The 16,085-nt window shown below is 46.9% G+C and carries 17 protein-coding genes; 4 read left to right on the top strand and 13 right to left on the bottom strand.

Features of this window, described 5'->3' with window-relative positions:
• Positions 1 to 7 precede the first annotated feature (7 nt).
• Entirely contained in the window at positions 8 to 478 is a 471-nt protein-coding gene (locus tag ACGHCT_RS04040; RefSeq protein WP_072849697.1) for a YbaK/EbsC family protein, read from the top strand.
• A 58-nt stretch (positions 479 to 536) separates the two neighbouring features.
• Here ACGHCT_RS04040 and ACGHCT_RS04035 read toward each other — a convergent pair whose 3' ends face one another.
• From ACGHCT_RS04035 to ACGHCT_RS04000, 8 genes are all read right to left on the bottom strand, one after another.
• On the bottom strand, positions 537 to 1,625 hold the full coding sequence (locus ACGHCT_RS04035) for a KamA family radical SAM protein (protein ID WP_390438351.1): 1,089 nt from the start codon (positions 1,623 to 1,625) through the stop codon (positions 537 to 539).
• A 103-nt stretch (positions 1,626 to 1,728) separates the two neighbouring features.
• Positions 1,729 to 2,484 (bottom strand): aminotransferase class IV, encoded by a 756-nt coding sequence (locus ACGHCT_RS04030; RefSeq protein WP_390438349.1) that lies wholly within the window; start codon positions 2,482 to 2,484, stop codon positions 1,729 to 1,731.
• The gene (gene pabB, locus ACGHCT_RS04025) at positions 2,477 to 3,829 is read right to left on the bottom strand and encodes an aminodeoxychorismate synthase component I (RefSeq protein ID WP_072849691.1); all 1,353 of its coding nucleotides are present in this window, start codon (positions 3,827 to 3,829) and stop codon (positions 2,477 to 2,479) included. Before pabB ends, ACGHCT_RS04030 begins: the two co-directional genes overlap by 8 nt.
• On the bottom strand, positions 3,813 to 4,424 hold the full coding sequence (locus ACGHCT_RS04020; protein WP_390438346.1) for an anthranilate synthase component II: 612 nt from the start codon (positions 4,422 to 4,424) through the stop codon (positions 3,813 to 3,815). Before ACGHCT_RS04020 ends, pabB begins: the two co-directional genes overlap by 17 nt.
• Before the next feature lie 161 nt (positions 4,425 to 4,585).
• The gene (locus tag ACGHCT_RS04015) at positions 4,586 to 5,842 is read right to left on the bottom strand and encodes a helix-turn-helix domain-containing protein (RefSeq protein ID WP_072849689.1); all 1,257 of its coding nucleotides are present in this window, start codon (positions 5,840 to 5,842) and stop codon (positions 4,586 to 4,588) included.
• 127 nt (positions 5,843 to 5,969) lie between these two features.
• The gene (locus tag ACGHCT_RS04010) at positions 5,970 to 6,998 is read right to left on the bottom strand and encodes a uroporphyrinogen decarboxylase family protein (protein ID WP_072849687.1); all 1,029 of its coding nucleotides are present in this window, start codon (positions 6,996 to 6,998) and stop codon (positions 5,970 to 5,972) included.
• A gap of 108 nt (positions 6,999 to 7,106) precedes the next feature.
• Complete coding sequence (locus ACGHCT_RS04005) at positions 7,107 to 7,982, bottom strand: DUF2971 domain-containing protein (RefSeq protein ID WP_158640979.1); 876 nt, start codon at positions 7,980 to 7,982, stop codon at positions 7,107 to 7,109.
• A 32-nt stretch (positions 7,983 to 8,014) separates the two neighbouring features.
• On the bottom strand, positions 8,015 to 8,518 hold the full coding sequence (locus ACGHCT_RS04000) for a GreA/GreB family elongation factor (RefSeq protein WP_390438343.1): 504 nt from the start codon (positions 8,516 to 8,518) through the stop codon (positions 8,015 to 8,017).
• Between the two features lie 198 nt (positions 8,519 to 8,716).
• Here ACGHCT_RS04000 and ACGHCT_RS03995 point away from each other — a divergent pair, with 198 nt between their 5' ends.
• Positions 8,717 to 9,613, top strand: coding sequence for a DMT family transporter (locus tag ACGHCT_RS03995; RefSeq protein ID WP_390438341.1), 897 nt, complete (start codon positions 8,717 to 8,719; stop codon positions 9,611 to 9,613).
• Here ACGHCT_RS03995 and ACGHCT_RS03990 read toward each other — a convergent pair.
• The 5 genes from ACGHCT_RS03990 to ACGHCT_RS03970 form a co-directional block, all read right to left on the bottom strand.
• Positions 9,551 to 11,506 carry an FtsX-like permease family protein gene (locus tag ACGHCT_RS03990; protein ID WP_390438339.1) on the bottom strand — a complete coding sequence of 652 codons (1,956 nt, stop codon included), beginning with the start codon at positions 11,504 to 11,506 and terminating at the stop codon, positions 9,551 to 9,553. The genes ACGHCT_RS03995 and ACGHCT_RS03990 overlap by 63 nt on opposite strands.
• Positions 11,496 to 12,263 carry an ABC transporter ATP-binding protein gene (locus ACGHCT_RS03985; RefSeq protein WP_072849678.1) on the bottom strand — a complete coding sequence of 256 codons (768 nt, stop codon included), beginning with the start codon at positions 12,261 to 12,263 and terminating at the stop codon, positions 11,496 to 11,498. The genes ACGHCT_RS03990 and ACGHCT_RS03985 overlap by 11 nt, the downstream gene beginning before the upstream one ends.
• An 87-nt stretch (positions 12,264 to 12,350) precedes the next feature.
• A complete protein-coding gene (locus ACGHCT_RS03980; RefSeq protein WP_390438337.1) occupies positions 12,351 to 13,358 on the bottom strand; it encodes a sensor histidine kinase in 1,008 nt (335 codons plus the stop codon).
• A complete protein-coding gene (locus ACGHCT_RS03975) occupies positions 13,355 to 14,023 on the bottom strand; it encodes a response regulator transcription factor (protein ID WP_072849674.1) in 669 nt (222 codons plus the stop codon). The genes ACGHCT_RS03980 and ACGHCT_RS03975 overlap by 4 nt, the downstream gene beginning before the upstream one ends.
• Before the next feature lie 35 nt (positions 14,024 to 14,058).
• Positions 14,059 to 14,934, bottom strand: a complete 876-nt coding sequence (locus tag ACGHCT_RS03970; protein ID WP_072849672.1) for a LysR family transcriptional regulator — start codon at positions 14,932 to 14,934, stop codon at positions 14,059 to 14,061.
• A gap of 116 nt (positions 14,935 to 15,050) precedes the next feature.
• Between ACGHCT_RS03970 and ACGHCT_RS03965 the strand changes: the two genes are divergently transcribed.
• Together ACGHCT_RS03965 and ACGHCT_RS03960 are read left to right on the top strand one after the other, a co-directional pair.
• The gene (locus tag ACGHCT_RS03965) at positions 15,051 to 15,767 is read left to right on the top strand and encodes an AzlC family ABC transporter permease (RefSeq protein WP_072849670.1); all 717 of its coding nucleotides are present in this window, start codon (positions 15,051 to 15,053) and stop codon (positions 15,765 to 15,767) included.
• Positions 15,757 to 16,065, top strand: a complete 309-nt coding sequence (locus ACGHCT_RS03960; RefSeq protein ID WP_390438335.1) for an AzlD domain-containing protein — start codon at positions 15,757 to 15,759, stop codon at positions 16,063 to 16,065. The genes ACGHCT_RS03965 and ACGHCT_RS03960 overlap by 11 nt, the downstream gene beginning before the upstream one ends.
• The last annotated feature ends 20 nt before the right edge of the window (positions 16,066 to 16,085 follow it).

Here is a 16,085-nt window from a genome sequence, read left to right as displayed (position 1 = left end):
ATCAGCTATGTCTATAGAAAAAGTACGGAATCATCTGAAACAATACGGCTTGGATTCTAGAATTATGGAATTTGATACCTCATCCGCAACCGTAGAGCTTGCGGCACAGGCTGTGGGATGTGAACCTGCGCGGATCGGCAAAACTATGTCTTTTAAAGCAGAGGACAAGCCCATCTTAATTCTCACCGCCGGAGATGCCAAGATTGACAATGTCAAATATAAAAATCAGTTTCACGTAAAAGCAAAGATGCTGGCGGCACAGGAAGTAGAGCCTCTTATCGGTCACGGGATCGGAGGCGTCTGCCCCTTTGGAATTAATGAGGGAGTTGATGTCTATCTGGATGTCTCTCTGAAACGATTTCCCTCAGTATTTCCCGGTGCAGGGAATGACAGCAGCGCGGTTGAACTGACCATGGAGGATCTGGAGCTGTGCGCAGGAAGCAAAGGATGGATAGACGTGTGTAAGGGCTGGGAATAATCCCCAGCCCTTATTTATCTGTGAACAGCACCACGCAATACTTCGGTAATCGTTCCCTTTACAGCCAGCACTGGGTATCCTCCAGGTGTCTGGTAAACAATCTGCCGGCGTCCTCCGGCTTCTTGGCCTGATGGTATTTAAACAGCATCTCATCCTCTGCCGCCATACCAAGGATCTCTATTTTGCCGGCTTCATGGGAGAGGACATAGCGGAAGTTTTTCCCCATTCCGTTCTGCATACCCTTAGCCTCCTCTACAATCTGAAAGCCCTGCTTTAAAGGAACCTGGAACTGGTTCTTCACACCGCTGACCGGACGGCACTGAAATACATAGTATGGGAGTACTCCCGCTGCTGTTAGTCTTTTCAGCAGCATCCCCAGTACCTTTGGAGAGTCGTTAATTCCTTTTAAAAGTACGGCCTGATTTCGAACGGGAATTCCCACATGCAGTAAAGCCTGAACGGCTGCCTTGGATTCTCTGGTAATTTCATTGGGATGATTGAAATGAGTGATTACATAGATTTGCTTTTTGCTGCTGTATCTCTGCAAAATATCCAACAATTCTTTGTCTTCTGTTATCCGCATGGGCAGCACTACGGGGGTTCTTGTCCCAAACCGGATAAAATCAATATGCTCCATTCTGCTTAAGCGATCCAGATACTTTTCAATTACCTCGTTGCTGTTGAGGAAGGCATCCCCTCCGGATATAAGTACATTGCTGATTTCAGTGTGCCCTTCTATGTATTCCATAATCTTATCGAAATACTTCGCAATCTCTTTGTCAGATAATCCAACCAGCCGCTTTCTGAAACAATGACGGCAGTACATGGCACACCTGTTTGTGGATAGTATCATGGCACTCTGTTTATATTTGTGCTGCATTCCTTCCACCACTGTATTATCTGCCTCTCCGCTGGTATCAAAGCTTCCGTCCAAATCTGTCTCCAGGATAGAGGGAATGCACATTTTTCTTATGGGATCATTTTCGTCTTCCCAATGAATCAGTGATAGATAGTACTGGGTAATGGACATAGGGAATTGTTCCAGTATCTGCTTTAGCTTTTCCGTCTCCTTATCGTTAAGTTGCAATACGCCTTTGAGTTGCTCTGCTGTAGTAAGATTGTTTTGTAAATTTTCTGCCCAGTTCATGCTAACACCTTCTTTCATAGTTGTAACGTCTGATACTAAAACAGCATTTCATGGGTATCCTGACGTCCGTTATTATTGACAAAAATGCTGTATATGAACTTTATTATAGCAGAAAACGACCGTTTTGAGAACACCTTTCATATTCCTCCGCCAGCATACTGCACAATGTCCTGGAAGAAAAGGCAATGTCTTCAAATCTGTGCACCGGCATGATCCCCAGAAGAGAATTCGTTACCATCATCTCATCGTACTCTCCCGCCTCACAGGGATAAACGATCTTTTCCTCCACCGGGAACTTTTGCATCACAAACTTTCGGACAATGCCGTCCAGCAGGCCGCAGGAAAGGGGCGGTGTGTACAGTCTTCCATTTTTTCCAAAAAACAGATTGGTTGTTGCCCCCTCTGCAAGCTGTCCTTTTGTATTTAGGAAGACCGGTTCATCTATTCCTCTGCGGCGGGCAGCCCTTTTTTCCAGAATATTCTCCCCGCAGTTCAGTGATTTCAAGTAGGTAAAAGGGGAAGTCTCATTCCTGGCCGTAGATGCCAGATCCAGTAAAAATCCTTTTTCATACTGTTCTTTGGTATAGGGATTTTCCCGGAAGCTCAGCGTAACATTGTCCTGGGAAACAGTTATCTTTAAGGCCCCTTTTTCTATGCCTTCTCGCCGGACAGTTTCCAGAAGATACGCTGTTGAAAGCTTCTCTCCTCCCCCTGGATGGGGAATGTGAAGGGCTTCCATCCCCTTTCTCAGTCTTTTCATATGCTCCTCAAAGAAAACCACCCTTCCCTGCTCGATTCCGATCGTCTCAAAGACACCGATTCCAAAAAAGTACCCGTCGTCCGCTTTTATCTCATTCATATACTGCCTCCAAGATTGCTTTTGCTTTTTGTAAAGTTTCCTCATATTCAAATTCCACATCAGATTCGTAAGTGATTCCGCCCCCCACTCCCAGATGGTATCTCCCATTCTCATAGACAGCTGTGCGGATAACAATATTCAGGTCACAGTCTCCGGAAAAGGACAGGTACCCGATGCTCCCCGTGTAGAGGCCTCTGCGGTCATGTTCCAGTTCATCAATAATCTCCATTGCCCTTATCTTGGGAGCGCCTGTAATAGAACCTCCGGGGAAAACTGCAGGTATCACATCCATTCCGTCCATCCCCTTTTTCAGTCTCCCCTGTACGGCTGAAACCAGCTGAAATACAGTAGCGTATTCCTCCACCTGAAAAAGTTCCGTCACTTCCACACTCCCTGGCTCACAGATCCGGTTCAGATCATTCCGTTCCAAATCCACAATCATCAGCAGCTCACTTTTATCCTTGTCAGAATTTTCCAGTTCCAGACGCAGCGCTTCATCCTCACCGGGAGTCTCCCCTCTTTTTCTGGTTCCCTTGATGGGACGGGTCTCTATAATACCGTTTCTTATTTTAAAGAAACGTTCCACAGATGCGCTCACGATTTGGAAGTCTCCATAATTCATATAGCTGCCGAACGGGGACGGATTATGCCGCCGAAGATAGGAAAAAACTTCATATGGACTCTTTTTGCTTTCAATCGTCAGCTGCTGTGTCATATTGGCCACATAGATGTGCCCTTCCTCCATATATTTCATCATGTTTTCTATTGCCTGTTTATACTCGTCTTTCGTAAAGTTTGGCTGAAATTCCGCCAGCTCTGTCTGCCTCTGACAGTTCCTCCCGCAAGAAGCCTTCTCTATCTCTTTTTCCACTTTATCCAGAACTTCCTCCGGCATTCCGGTCTCCCCTCTTGCGGTCAGAAAGAGGGTTTTCTTCTCCAGATCTCCTATAATATATACATCGTAAAAACAGAACATTGCCTCCGGCATATGAATTTTCTTCTCATGCCGGGAAGGTATCCCCTCAAACTTTCTTCCATAATCATAGCTGAGATACCCCACTGCACCGGATACCATGGGAAGCCCGGTAGGGTTTGCCTCCTTATTTTCCTTCAGATATTTGTTCAGAAGAGATTCCAGGCTTTCCTCCGTCCTGCTGTTATTGCAGTAGCAGATACCGTCTTCCTCTCTGAGACATACATAAGGGTATAGTCCTATCATGGAGTACCTTCCCAGCCTGTTCTCAAGGGATGAGTCCAAAAAAACGGCCATAGGCTCTTCCCTGAATCTGCGGAAAATATCTTCTGGTTCCCGGTAAAAGGATAATCTTCTAATTACTGTACCCATGCTCTGCCCTCCACTGCCCCGCACACTTTAAAAAATTATGCAGAAGCTCATGTCCATAATCTGTCAGTACTGCTTCCGGATGAAACTGCACGCTATAAACCGGCATATTTCTGTGGTGCATACCCATAATCTCTCCGTCTTTGGACCAGGCATCAGCCTCCATGCAGCCGGGAAGCGTATGTCTGTCTACCACCAGGGAGTGATACCGGGTTACCTGAAAGGCTTCCGGCAGCCCTTCAAAGAGTCCCTTTCCGTTATGCACGAGCCCTGTAACCTTTCCATGCATGGGCCGCACCCCCTTTTTAATCTGACCTCCGAATTCCCGCCCTATGATCTGGTGTCCCAGACAGACCCCAAGGATAGGTATCCTCCCCGCCAGCCTCTTCACCATCTCTCCCACACCTTCGCACTCGGAGGGACTTTTGGGACCCGGAGATATGATAATTCCTTCCAGTCCGCCGGATGCGGCCTCTCTCTCCGCCTTCACGGGATCTATACTGTCATTTCTGACAATCTCCAGTTCAACCCCCAGTTCTTTAAAATATGCCGCCAGATTATGGACAAATGAATCATAATTGTCAATCATCAAATACATCGTTAACTCCTTTCCCTTCTTATCCAAAGCTTCAGGCAACCTTTCAGGAATACAAAAAGCCGGATACAGAGAGATGCAGTTGACCTGTATCTCTCTGTATCCGGCAGTTTTCTGGTACAATCATTCAAGTACCCAGACACACCTGAATTGCATTCAATATATCACAAATTATCTCCTTTGTCTATTAAAAACCGCTTTTTTCCCCTCTCTTCCCTATATTTTTTGGGAGTCATCCCCACGATCTCCCGGAAGACCTTCGTAAAATAGCTCTGCCCTTCAAACCCGCACAGGCTGGCAATCTCTACAATACTCAGATTCTCCTCCAAGAGAAGGAGCTTGCTCTTTTCTACCCGTACTTCATTAATATACTGCGGAATAGTGCTGCCTGTCTCCTTCTTAAATATGGTACCCAGGTAAGACTTGTTCACGTATGTAAGGGCAGCTAATTCATCCACGGTTATCTTCCTTCTGTAATTATCCTTTATATATTCAACTGCTTTGTACACTACATCCGCATGTTTTACATTATCAAAGTTAAAAGTATAGGCAATGAGCTGCTGCATCAGGTTAGTGGTCCATATGCTGAGTTCCTCAATACTCTCAAATTCGTGAATATGGTTTACAAACATCTGAATCATTGCATCCGTCTCATTCATGTCTGCCCCCGCATCCACCGCTGCCCTGGAGATAACTACCACCAGCTCAGACAGCCTGGGTTTTATTGCCTTCAGGTTATGACAATTAGAGACATAGATATAGGCAAGAATCTGATTGAGAAGCACCTGAGCTTCCTCCACTGCCTTGCTTCTCACTGCGATCCGCAGTTTTCGTTCCAGAGCAATGGGATAAGTATAATATTCTGTATCTTCTGTTTTTTTGAGCTTCTCCGCATATATAGCATTAAGCAGATGTTCCTGCTTGTAAAAATACCTGCCTGCTTTCCCGTGAGTAACCCCTGAAATAAACCCGGTAACGGCGCTCATAATCTCGCCCATACTCTGTATCTTCTCCGGTGCAAAACAGGGACTCTCAGATACAATTTTCTGAAGGACTGGATCGTATATTTCCTGAAAATTATCCTCCGGGTTACCCATGCACAGAGGGCCGGCCGCGATCCCCCCCGCCAGCTCACCGGTCTCGTCAGACAGCGGTGCTGTTATTAATATAAGTCCCAAGGGGCAGAGGGATATATAGATGCCGTCCCAGCGATAGGCTTCCTCGCAGCCTTTCCGATAGGCGTTCATCCCCCAGCATCCAAAATGATTGCACTGTTCGCAGGCTTTGCATATCTCTCCTGGTTCCCACTTATTCTCACCTTGCTCCTGGTCCCCCTGATTTACCGGTACACACTCCACACCAAATATTTCCGCAAGATGTCTGCTGTATTTTATTACCTGTTCCCACATATGTCCCGACATTCCACTTCTCCTGTTGTGCTTTCCCTAGTTTTCTGTTCTCCCCTCCTGTCCCCTCATAGAAAAACAGGAGGATTCCACGGCCACGACCTGAACCTTCCTGTTTCTCAGAATATCATAAATATCTTATTTATACAATCATATCCAGCAAATGCTGTTTATAATAAAATGATTTTGCAGTGTCAAAGAATGCATCTATATTCTCAAATTCTGTCAGCGGCGGAATATCGCATCCGGAAGAAACGATAAAGTTTGGAAATTCTTTACAGTTTTCCAGCACCCTCATAGTCTCTATCCTCACAGAAGAGGGCGTCCCGTTGAGAAACTGTGCAGAGGGGCTTACATTCCCCATAGCAAGACAGTTTTTCGGGATGCGCTGCATCATCTCCTTCATATCGATGCTGTCCCCGAAATGGTACATGAGACACCCGGTATCCAGGATCTGATCGATGAGCTGGATAACATAATTGCCGCAGTTATGATAGATAACCACAAACCCCTGATCCTGCGTCTTTTCAACAATCTCTTTTACGTAGGCACTGGAGAATTCCTCCATGAGCTGGGGAGACAGCATACCGGCAAGGGGTTCCGCCATCACAATTCCGTGGGCCCCTGTTTTTTTGTATTCCAGAATATAGGCAATGAGAAAGTCCGTCACCTTCCGAAGAATCGTGTGTACCATATCCGGCTCCTCGTAGCAGTACAGCATCACCTCGTTCACATCCATCAGTCTCCCAGCCAGTGAAAAGGGACCGATACAGCCTGCGAATACCGGGCGATCGGTGATAAGCTTCAGGGCTTTCCGAATACCCTCCAGGCATACGCCGGTACGTCCAGCCCCCACCTCAGGGATCTTAAGCCGCTCAGCCTCTTCTTCTGTTTTCACTATATTCCCTATGATTGTGGGAACCTCATCCGCCGCATAGACGCAGCGCGCGCCGAAGGCTTCCGCCTCCACAGACAGATCCATAAAGCTCACTGCCGCTGCCGTGTCGTACTTATCTGCAAGCATCTTCATCCCCAGCGCCTGGTAATTACTGTCCGCGACTAGTTCCTTCACCGTAACACACAATAGCTGCACTGACGGAAAGGATAATATAGGCATTGGTTTTTTCTCATCCGCATAAATCATTTTTTCTATCCAGCGATACATATTCATAACAAAAACCCTCCGTGAAATTTTTAACGTAATAGAAATATTATCACTTTTCAGAAGATTTTTGTATATCACAAATATTCAAATTTTATCACTTTTTTTACATCTTTTTCAGTATCTCAGTTTTATCCTGGACAGTTCTACCGGAACCTGGTACCCGTGCCTGTGCAGATAATATTCCATTCCTTTTCTCGCCAGATCACTGTCATTTTTGGGAGCCACGGTAATTCCCCGGATCGGCAGCTTATTGTCTGATTCCAGCATGGTAATCTTTATATAGGGAATTAAAAAACCTTCTTTTTCCCGGAATAACACATTCATCCCCTCGCTCTTTTTAAACACAAACCGATACTCCCGTTCTTCTGTAAATCCCTCCTGCTTAAAGAACATCGCATAGATTTTGGCGGCTTTCTGAAACATTCTGCACGCCTTCTGGAACACGGGATCGCTCTCCGAGGTCATACCTCTGTTCATAATATCGGCAAAGGAAAGCCCAAAGGACTCCGGTATCTTCTTCTGCATCAGATCCAAAATATAGTCTCTCTGTTCCTCCAGGGCATATACCACATATCCGTGATAGGCAATGGCATTGCTTTTCGCTATCTTTTTGATGATTTTTTCACTGTCAAAGGCCATGTTGTATCCGGTCTCATTGCCAAACTCTGCCCACAGAGTTATACTGTCGGAGCAGGTGGAAAATGCCAGTACGAAAAATTCTTTATTTTTCTCATAGACAAAATGATCCCCCTCCTTGAAAATATTCTTAAGGAAAAGCTCCTTCCATTCTTTGTTCTTAAAGACGGATCCGCTCATCTGCTGGATCACTTCTATGATGTAAGAAAATTCTCTCGGGTCATTGAGAAAGTCACTTTTTGTAGCCCAAAAGCTTTTTTCATCCAAAATTCCCTGCACCCCAGCAATCTGTGTGTAATGATACAGGGTAGTATTCCGTTCTATCGTTTTTAGATGGATAATCTGATTTCTCATAGCTTTCCCTTCCATGCAAGGCAGACCTTCGGTCAGAATCCTCTGATTTTATCAGTGCTGTCATCCCGGGTGTTCTGGATTTCCCTGACAACAACGTAGTATCCGGTTTCTTCATTTATTTTAACCAATACCCGGTCCCCCGCTTTATGTCCCAGAATAGCCTTACCGATGGGAGACTCAGTGCTGATCATACCCTTCAGAGAATTTCCCCGGATAGAGGTTACCAGCTTGAATTCTTCTATCTCGTCCTCATCCTCAAAATATATTTTTACCGTATTATTAATCCCTACTTCGTCCTCCCTGGACTCATCCGATACGATGACAGCTGTTTTCAGCATCCTCTCCAGATAGCGGATCCGGCTCTCATTTTTATTCTTATCCTTCTTGGCCGCATAATATTCAAAATTCTCGCTGAGATCTCCCTGAGCCCTGGCTTCCTTCACGGCCTCTATTGCTTCTTTCCGCACAACCAGCTTTCTGTATTCTATCTCTTCCTGAATCTTTTTTACGTCGCTCTTTGTTAACTGTTCCCTCATACTTGCTCCTTTAACTCCTGTCTTTTCCCTTATTTCTGTCCCTTAACAGTGTATCACAGTTATCCCTTTTTCTCATCAGTTTTTTCTATTTCAGAGAAAGGTACAGTCCCAAATCCGATTGACTTGCTTTCTCCTGTCACTTAGAATAAGAGATAGCTTATCTCCCTGCGGAGAATCTAATGAAAGTGAGAGAAACTTATGTGGAAATCCTGCCTGAAGCTTATTATCCCCATGCTGATTTTCGGAAGTATCGGCATATTTGTCCGGGGAATTTCTTTATCTACCGTGGAACTTGTCTTCTACCGCGTTTTTATTGCCAGCATTTTTTTCTCCCTCCTAATGCTGCTGAAAAAAAAGAACCCCTTCCGCTGCGGGAAAAGGGCTCTCTGTCTGGCCGCCGTATCAGGTGTTATTATGGGGATCAACTGGCTTCTGTTTTTCCAGGCACTGCGCTGGACCACTGTAGCCGCCGGCACTATGACCTATTATCTGGCTCCGGTGCTGGTTTTATTCGCGGCTCCCTTTGTCCTGGGGGAACATCTGTCCAAAAAACAGGTTATCACTGCCCTTCTGGCTCCAGCCGGACTGGCTCTTATTGTATTCAGCTCCGGGGAATCCGCCCTGACCGTGTACCATCACGGGCTGGGGCTTTTATGCGGTGCCGGTTCTGCTCTGTTTTATGCCATGCTGATTCTCTGCAATAAAAAGCTGGACAACATCGATAATATGGACCGGACGCTGATACAGCTGCTGGCTGCCGCTCTGGTGCTCTCTCCGGTGCTCGTAAAGAATCATAATTTTTCTGTAGTGAGGGCCAACCTTCCCATGCTTTTGATTTTGGGGATTGTACATACCGGCATTGCATGTTATCTGTATTTCTCCGGTTTGAAGGAGACCCCTACACATCTTACGGCTGTACTCAGCTACATTGATCCTGTATCTGCTATCTTCTTTGCCGCCGCCTTTCTGGGGGAGCCCATTTCCCCCGTTCAGCTGGCCGGCACAGCTGTTGTCCTTGTCTCTGCTTATTTGTCAGGAAAAAGCCAGACGGGAGCAGGCTCTCCAGGATGTGACAAAGTAGATGAGGTAAACTAATCCGAACAATCCCAGACTGATTCCCTGGGAATGCAGAAATGTTTTGTCGGAAATCTCATTCATCAGCATCCAGTACGAAAGCTGTCTGGACAAAAAGATGCTTAGGGGCACCGGAATCATCAGGGGCACCCCGAAAAATAACAGCTGCTGCTGAAACACCAGTTTCTTCCCCTCCCGGTTTCCCACACCCAGCTTAGAGAGAATCTCATAGCGGAACTGATACTTCACCGCCTCGCTCAACTGATGAACCGCCAACACCGCAGCGGCAGCACAGACGAAGATAAGTCCCACATAGTACAGGGAAAATGCCAGAATGGTAAATACAGAAAGATACGTATCCCGTATGCTCCCTTTGGTATTGCAGGTGTCAATCCCCTCATAGCTGTATGTTTCATACAGGAGATTTACCAGATTAACCGCATCCTCCGGGGTGGTTTCTTTTTCGGTCTGGACAGCCAGAGACATATGGTACACGGGAAGCTTTGCTGCAATATTGTCCGGTACAATCACCACGTACCCTGTCCCGTTGAATCCATCTCCTACTCCAAATGGTTCTGACCGGCTTTCCTGGAATGTAAGTGTCTCCCCTCCGAAGCGTATGTCCGGAATTTTCTCCTGCTCTGCTATCTCCCTGATTCTGGGAGTGCACTGAATGAGATACCTCCCCTCTTTTAGTTCTGTCTCTCTGTATCCCAGCATTTGTCTAAGCTCTTTGTAATCTGAATAAGCCAGAACCGGCGCAAATTCCATCCATCCCACCGGACTGTCCTGTTTGCGGAACCAGTCTGTCAGTGTCTTATTTCCCCCGTCATACAATGGGTAGGCAAGCTGGCTTTGAATTCCAAGTTTTTCTTCTGCATAGGCAGATACCGGACTCAAATCTTCAGAGGGCCGTGCGGTAGATGCCGTGATATCAAAAGACATGGTGCTCTCTCTTTTCTCTGAAAAGAACCGCTCAAACAACAGCCCCATAGAGGTTGCCGTAAGCGTCAGGGTTAAAAGCAGAGCCAGAGTCCCTATGGTTACTCCCATGGTTCTCATTCTGGCGGTCATATTTCTCAGAAGAAACAGGCGGTGTTTCTTATATTTGAAGCTATTCCCTGCCAGCACTGTTTTGCTGAGAAAAGAGGTCACCGTCATATAGATCCCATAGATACTCCCGATCAGCAGAACCACGGAGAGAAGGAGCAGCACGCCTCCATTGTGCACCTCCTCACTGTGGTGGCAGAGATACCATAAGATACCTCCCCCCGCAGCGCAGGCTGCCACTGCGGCCAGAAAAAGGGTCCAGTGGCCCTTTCCGGTCTTCAGAGCCGAGGCTTCATTTTTTTTCTCCATATACAGGAGATCACAGATCTTAATTTTACTCAGCTGCCGTCTTACTCTCGCCATGGCAAACAGATAGATGGCAGCCCCGTATCCTGCGGTCAGTGCCAGTGCTTTGGCAGAAAACTGAAACTGTATCTGATATGACGCCTGAAAGATTCTCATAATTATCATATCCAGAATCTGATACAGAAAGCTACCCACCAGAAGGCTTATCATAAGAGCCGCAGCGCCCATCAGGAGATTTTCCCTGACAAAAAGGCTGGCGACATCCCGGTTGGGAATTCCCAGAAGAAGATAGGTGCCGAATTCCCGGCTTCTCTTCTCCAGGATAAATCTAGTCATATAACAGATCAGCCAGCCGATGACTAATACAATAATCAGAGAGATAAAAATAATGATTCCGGTCATGGCGCTCATGCCGTAACTTAGGTTCCGTATCTCGCTGGAGAACACAATCAGATTAAAGGCATACACCATAGACAGAGAAAAGGTTACGGTTACCAGGTAAATCAGATAATCCCTTGCCGAACGCTTTGCATTCCTTACTGCCAGTCTACTGAGCATTGGAAACATCACCTCCCAGCAGGGTCACCACATCCAGGATCTCCTGAAAAAATTCCTTTCTCTCCCTGGTTCCGCGGCGGATCTCATTGAAAATCTCTCCGTCTCTGAGAAACAGGATCCGGGAACAGTAGCTGGCGGAGAATACGTCATGGGTAACCATTAAAATGGTAGCCTTAAGTTCCCGGTTCAGAGCCCCGAAGCTCTCCAGCAGCATTCTTGCCGACTGGGAATCCAGAGCTCCCGTCGGCTCATCCGCCAGAATGAGCTTTGGTTGGTTGATCATAGCCCTGGCACATGCACAGCGCTGCCTCTGGCCTCCGGACACCTCATAGGGAAATTTGGTAAGGATGTCCCCTATACCAAGCCTCTTTGCGATCTCCTTTACCCGTATACTGATTTTTTTCGGATCTTCTTTGCAGATCACAGGTGCAAGTCCTATATTTTCTTCAATGGTAAGGGTATCCAGAAGATTAAACTCCTGAAATACAAACCCCAGATTCTTCTGTCTGAACTTTGCCAGCTCTTCTTCTCTCAGTGCTGTAATATCTTCCTCTTCCAGATAAATATGCCCGGCGGTCACAGTATCAATGGTCGCAATACAGTTCAGCAAGGTTGTTTTTCCGGAACCGGACGCCCCCATAATCCCCAGAAACTCTCCCTCCTCCACAGAAAAGGAGACCTGGTGCAGGGCCTTTGTGACAAAGGAACGGGAACCGTAATATTTTTGGATATCCTCAATTCTCAGTAATGTTTTCATGCAATCACTCCTCGTGTATGTTTTCTTCAGTATACCTCCCATCTCTTCCTTTGTTTACTTACAAAGTTGTAATACTACTTTTTTCCCTTACATTCTATGGAAATTTCCCACAGGAAACTCAAGAGTAACTGTAGTCCCCTCCCCCTCGTTGGAGTCGGCAGACAGGGCAATTCCCAGCCTCTCGCACAGCTTTTTACAGAGATACAGCCCGATGCCTGTGGCCCCTTTTTTCTGCCTGTCCCCTCCTGTAAATCCTTTGTCAAAGATCCGGGGCAGGTCCTCCAGAGGAATCCCCCTCCCGTTGTCTTCCACACACAGCCGGATTTTCCCCCGTTCTGTGCAGGAGTAGATATGAATCCCGGGCTCTTCCTTGTCCTGATACTTTACTGCGTTAGACAGAATCTGACCCAGAATATAGCGCATCCATTTACCGTCTGTGTATACAGTTTCAGAGAGCTCCTCTACCCGCAGCCCAATCCCCCGCTCCAGAATATAGGGACGATAGGCCAAAAGCGCCGGATTCACTACGTCTGAAAGAATGCATTCGGAGATAAAATAATCTTTCTCCACCTGTTCACTTCTGGCAAAGTACAGCACCTGTTCCACCAATTCTTCAATTCTTGCGAATTCCTTTTTTATCCTGCTGCCCTGTGGGGAAGGATGATTGCTGCAGATAAGGGTTCCGGCGGCAATCGGAGTCTTTACTTCATGAATCCACTCTTCAACGTACTCCTTATACTCCCGGCTTATCTTCTGGACCTCCTCAATCTTCTCTGCCATGGCCTTGTTAGCTCCCCGGACCATTTCATAATACATCTTTTCCATCTGATCTTTGGGTTTCCCCATTAGTTCACAGATCAGATACTTTTCCTTTAGCCCGTCAAAAAGTCTGCACATTTCCCTGTATTTTCTTCTCTGCCTCTCATACCCCCACAACAGGTTTCCTGCGAGAATTAAAAGCCAAATACCGATAAAGTAAAATATAACGGCCCCCGGATTGCCGCAGGCTCTCAGATAAACCCCGGCAAGAACCATGAGAAACAGGTTTCCCATCATCACAAAGATCTTTTCTTCCAGATAGCACAAAAAATTCATTCCGGCTCCCCTCCTGCCCGGTACCCTTGTTTCGGTACCGTATGAATCAGATCTCCCAGTCCAATCTCACCCAGGCGCTTGCGCAGTCTGGAAAGATTTACATTTAGAATATTTTCATCCACATACCATTTATTCTCCCAAAGATATTCCACAAGTTCGTCTTTTGCAACAGTTCTCCCCTGGTTGAGAAACAGGAAATAAATAATCTGCAGTTCTTTTTTGGACAGTTCCAGAGATTTTCCCTGGAACTCAATCACCCCGAACACCAGATTCAGGGCGGCTCCATCCACAGTTATGCTTTCCTTTGCCTGGCTGTTCCGCTGAAGAATCCTCCGCACCCGTGCAGTCAGGACAGGCAGACTGTAGGGCTTTCGGATAAAATCATCTCCTCCGGAACGAATGGCAGTCAACTCGTCCTCCTCTGAATCCCGGCAGGTGACAAATAGAATGGGGACCGCCGATTCCCTCCGGATTTTCCGGCAGAGGGACAGTCCATTTTGGACTCCCAGCTGAATATCCAGCAGTACCAGATCCGCGTCTTTGATTATTGCCTCATTGCCCTCCCATGCATCGCAGGCTGTTACTGCAAATCCCTGACCGGCAAAATGTTCCTTCAATTCCCGGCGGATCCCTTCATCATCCTCAACAATAGTAATCTTCCACATATGCTTTCCTTTCCGATAAAATGTGCATTCCTGCCCTATACGGGTCCGGCAGTTTTCAGCTTACCGGATATGAACTCCATGAAATGCCGGCTGGCTATAGGCAGTGTCTTTTTCTCCTTAAAAGCCAGGGCAATAGTTCTGGACAGGCACGGCTCTATCTCCTTTACCGCAATATTGTAATTCAGTCTGTTCAGTATAAGCTCCGGCAGAATGGCAACCCCCAGTTCCTTTTCCACCATTGACATAATGGTATAGTCATCGTGCACCCTGTACTGTATATTAGGGATAATCCCATGCTTGTGAAAAAAGTCCAGGGGCTCGCTGACCCGCCCCTCTTCCAGGAGAATAAAGGGCTCTCTGGCCAGGGCCTTCAGGGAGACCTTATCTCTGGCCGCAAGGGGATGGGAAGGCGGCAGCACTGCCAGCATAGGATCTTCCCTGAGAGGTATGGTTTTCATATCCGGTACTGCCTCAGGGTTAATAAATCCGAAATCTACACTGCCTTCGCGGATCAGTTCTTCCACTGTGTTGTAGTCCCCCTGATACAACTCAAAATGTACCCCCGGATAACTCTCCCGAAACTCCTTCATCAGCCCGGGGAGCCAGTGACAGGATACGCTGGCAAAGGTGCCGATGCGGATGATTCCGCTCTCCAGCCCTTCCATTTCCCTCTGCTTTTCCTTTAGTTCACGGTAAGCGTGATATATATTTTTTATGTAGGGAAGCAGTTCCTCCCCATCGGGGGTAAGCTCCGCCCCTTTTTTAGATCTGGTAAATAAGATGGTTCCCAGCTCATTTTCCAGGGACTGTACCATCTGGCTTACTGCCGACTGCGTGTAGCCCAGTTCCTCCGCCGCCTTGGTAAAGCCTCCTGTGTCTACGATTTTGACAACAGCCTGATATCGGTTCATATGTAACCCTTCTTTTAATTTATATAAGTATTTCTTATGTATTCATAATAAACATTTGTTTTACTGATGTAAAGATTAATGCTATAATTTGTGCAAAAAGCCAAGGAGTACCAACTATGAACAGTAATTATTTGCAGTGGAAATACGGCGTCAAAGATGGTATCCCCATCTGTCTGGGGTATTTTGCCGTATCTTTTACCTTCGGCATTATGGCCAGCGGAGCCGGTCTTACGCCGCTCCAGGCAGTTGTTATGTCTGCCGCTAATCTGACTTCTGCAGGTCAGTTTGCCGCACTGGGAATTATCAGTGCCTCTGCCTCCTATACAGAGATGGCCGTCACTCAGCTTATTATCAATCTCCGCTACTGTCTTATGTCCTGTTCCCTCTCCCAGAAGCTGGACAGCAGGTGCAGCTTTCTCCACCGGTTCCCTGTGGCTTATGGGGTCACAGACGAAATCTTCGGAGTCTCCGTGTGCAAGCCTGGACTCTTAAGTCCCTTTTATAATTATGGACTGATTACAGCAGCTGTACCGGGATGGGCCGGAGGAACACTGTTTGGAGCTGTCTGCGGAGATATTCTCCCGGGCAGAGTGATCAGTGCGCTGAGCGTGGCTCTGTACGGCATGTTCCTGGCTGTTATTATCCCTCCTGCAAAAGGCAACCGGGTTTTAACAGGAGTCATTCTGGCTTCCATGGGACTAAGCTTCCTGTTCACCAAGCTGCCCGTGGTCAGTTCCATCTCCTCCGGCTTCCGTATTATCCTGCTGACAGTGCTCATTGCAGGAGCAGCCGCTTTTCTGTTTCCAGTAAAGGAGGAATCCCATGAAAAGTAATATCTACATGTATATCCTTGTAATGGCGGTGGTCACCTATCTGATCCGCGTGCTCCCCCTCACCCTTATCCGGAAAGAGATTACAAATGTATACATAAAATCCTTTCTGCACTACGTACCCTTTGTGACGCTCTCTGTGATGACCTTTCCGGCCATAATGACTGCTACGGCTAGTATGTGGTCCGCCCTGGCTGCATTTGCAGCTGCCATACTCCTGGCTTACCGGGGACGAAGCCTGATTCAGGTATCACTGGCTGCCTGTCTCTGTGTGTTTATTATCGAGCTGTTCTTGACGTGATCAGGGCCTGCCTCCGCATT

Source organism: Lactonifactor longoviformis (assembly GCF_042848515.1).
Lineage (GTDB): Bacteria > Bacillota > Clostridia > Lachnospirales > Lachnospiraceae > Lactonifactor > Lactonifactor longoviformis.
Note: the sequence above shows the minus strand (reverse complement) of the source record. Positions and strands in the feature narration are given on the sequence as shown.

Bases quoted from the DNA above. Each gene is read 5' to 3' on its own strand.
- ACGHCT_RS03970 (WP_072849672.1), bottom strand. From the start codon at position 14,934: ATGAACCGATATCAGGCTGTTGTCAAAATCGTAGACACAGGAGGCTTT.
- ACGHCT_RS04035 (WP_390438351.1), bottom strand. From the start codon at position 1,625: ATGAACTGGGCAGAAAATTTACAAAACAATCTTACTACAGCAGAGCAA.
- ACGHCT_RS03995 (WP_390438341.1), top strand. From the start codon at position 8,717: ATGTGGAAATCCTGCCTGAAGCTTATTATCCCCATGCTGATTTTCGGA.
- pabB (WP_072849691.1), bottom strand. From the start codon at position 3,829: ATGGGTACAGTAATTAGAAGATTATCCTTTTACCGGGAACCAGAAGAT.
- ACGHCT_RS03975 (WP_072849674.1), bottom strand. From the start codon at position 14,023: ATGTGGAAGATTACTATTGTTGAGGATGATGAAGGGATCCGCCGGGAA.
- ACGHCT_RS04010 (WP_072849687.1), bottom strand. From the start codon at position 6,998: ATGAATATGTATCGCTGGATAGAAAAAATGATTTATGCGGATGAGAAA.
- ACGHCT_RS03985 (WP_072849678.1), bottom strand. From the start codon at position 12,263: ATGAAAACATTACTGAGAATTGAGGATATCCAAAAATATTACGGTTCC.
- ACGHCT_RS04020 (WP_390438346.1), bottom strand. From the start codon at position 4,424: ATGTATTTGATGATTGACAATTATGATTCATTTGTCCATAATCTGGCG.
- ACGHCT_RS03990 (WP_390438339.1), bottom strand. From the start codon at position 11,506: ATGCTCAGTAGACTGGCAGTAAGGAATGCAAAGCGTTCGGCAAGGGAT.
- ACGHCT_RS03965 (WP_072849670.1), top strand. From the start codon at position 15,051: ATGAACAGTAATTATTTGCAGTGGAAATACGGCGTCAAAGATGGTATC.
- ACGHCT_RS04015 (WP_072849689.1), bottom strand. From the start codon at position 5,842: ATGTCGGGACATATGTGGGAACAGGTAATAAAATACAGCAGACATCTT.
- ACGHCT_RS04005 (WP_158640979.1), bottom strand. From the start codon at position 7,982: ATGAGAAATCAGATTATCCATCTAAAAACGATAGAACGGAATACTACC.
- ACGHCT_RS04030 (WP_390438349.1), bottom strand. From the start codon at position 2,484: ATGAATGAGATAAAAGCGGACGACGGGTACTTTTTTGGAATCGGTGTC.
- ACGHCT_RS03960 (WP_390438335.1), top strand. From the start codon at position 15,757: ATGAAAAGTAATATCTACATGTATATCCTTGTAATGGCGGTGGTCACC.
- ACGHCT_RS04000 (WP_390438343.1), bottom strand. From the start codon at position 8,518: ATGAGGGAACAGTTAACAAAGAGCGACGTAAAAAAGATTCAGGAAGAG.
- ACGHCT_RS04040 (WP_072849697.1), top strand. From the start codon at position 8: ATGTCTATAGAAAAAGTACGGAATCATCTGAAACAATACGGCTTGGAT.
- ACGHCT_RS03980 (WP_390438337.1), bottom strand. From the start codon at position 13,358: ATGAATTTTTTGTGCTATCTGGAAGAAAAGATCTTTGTGATGATGGGA.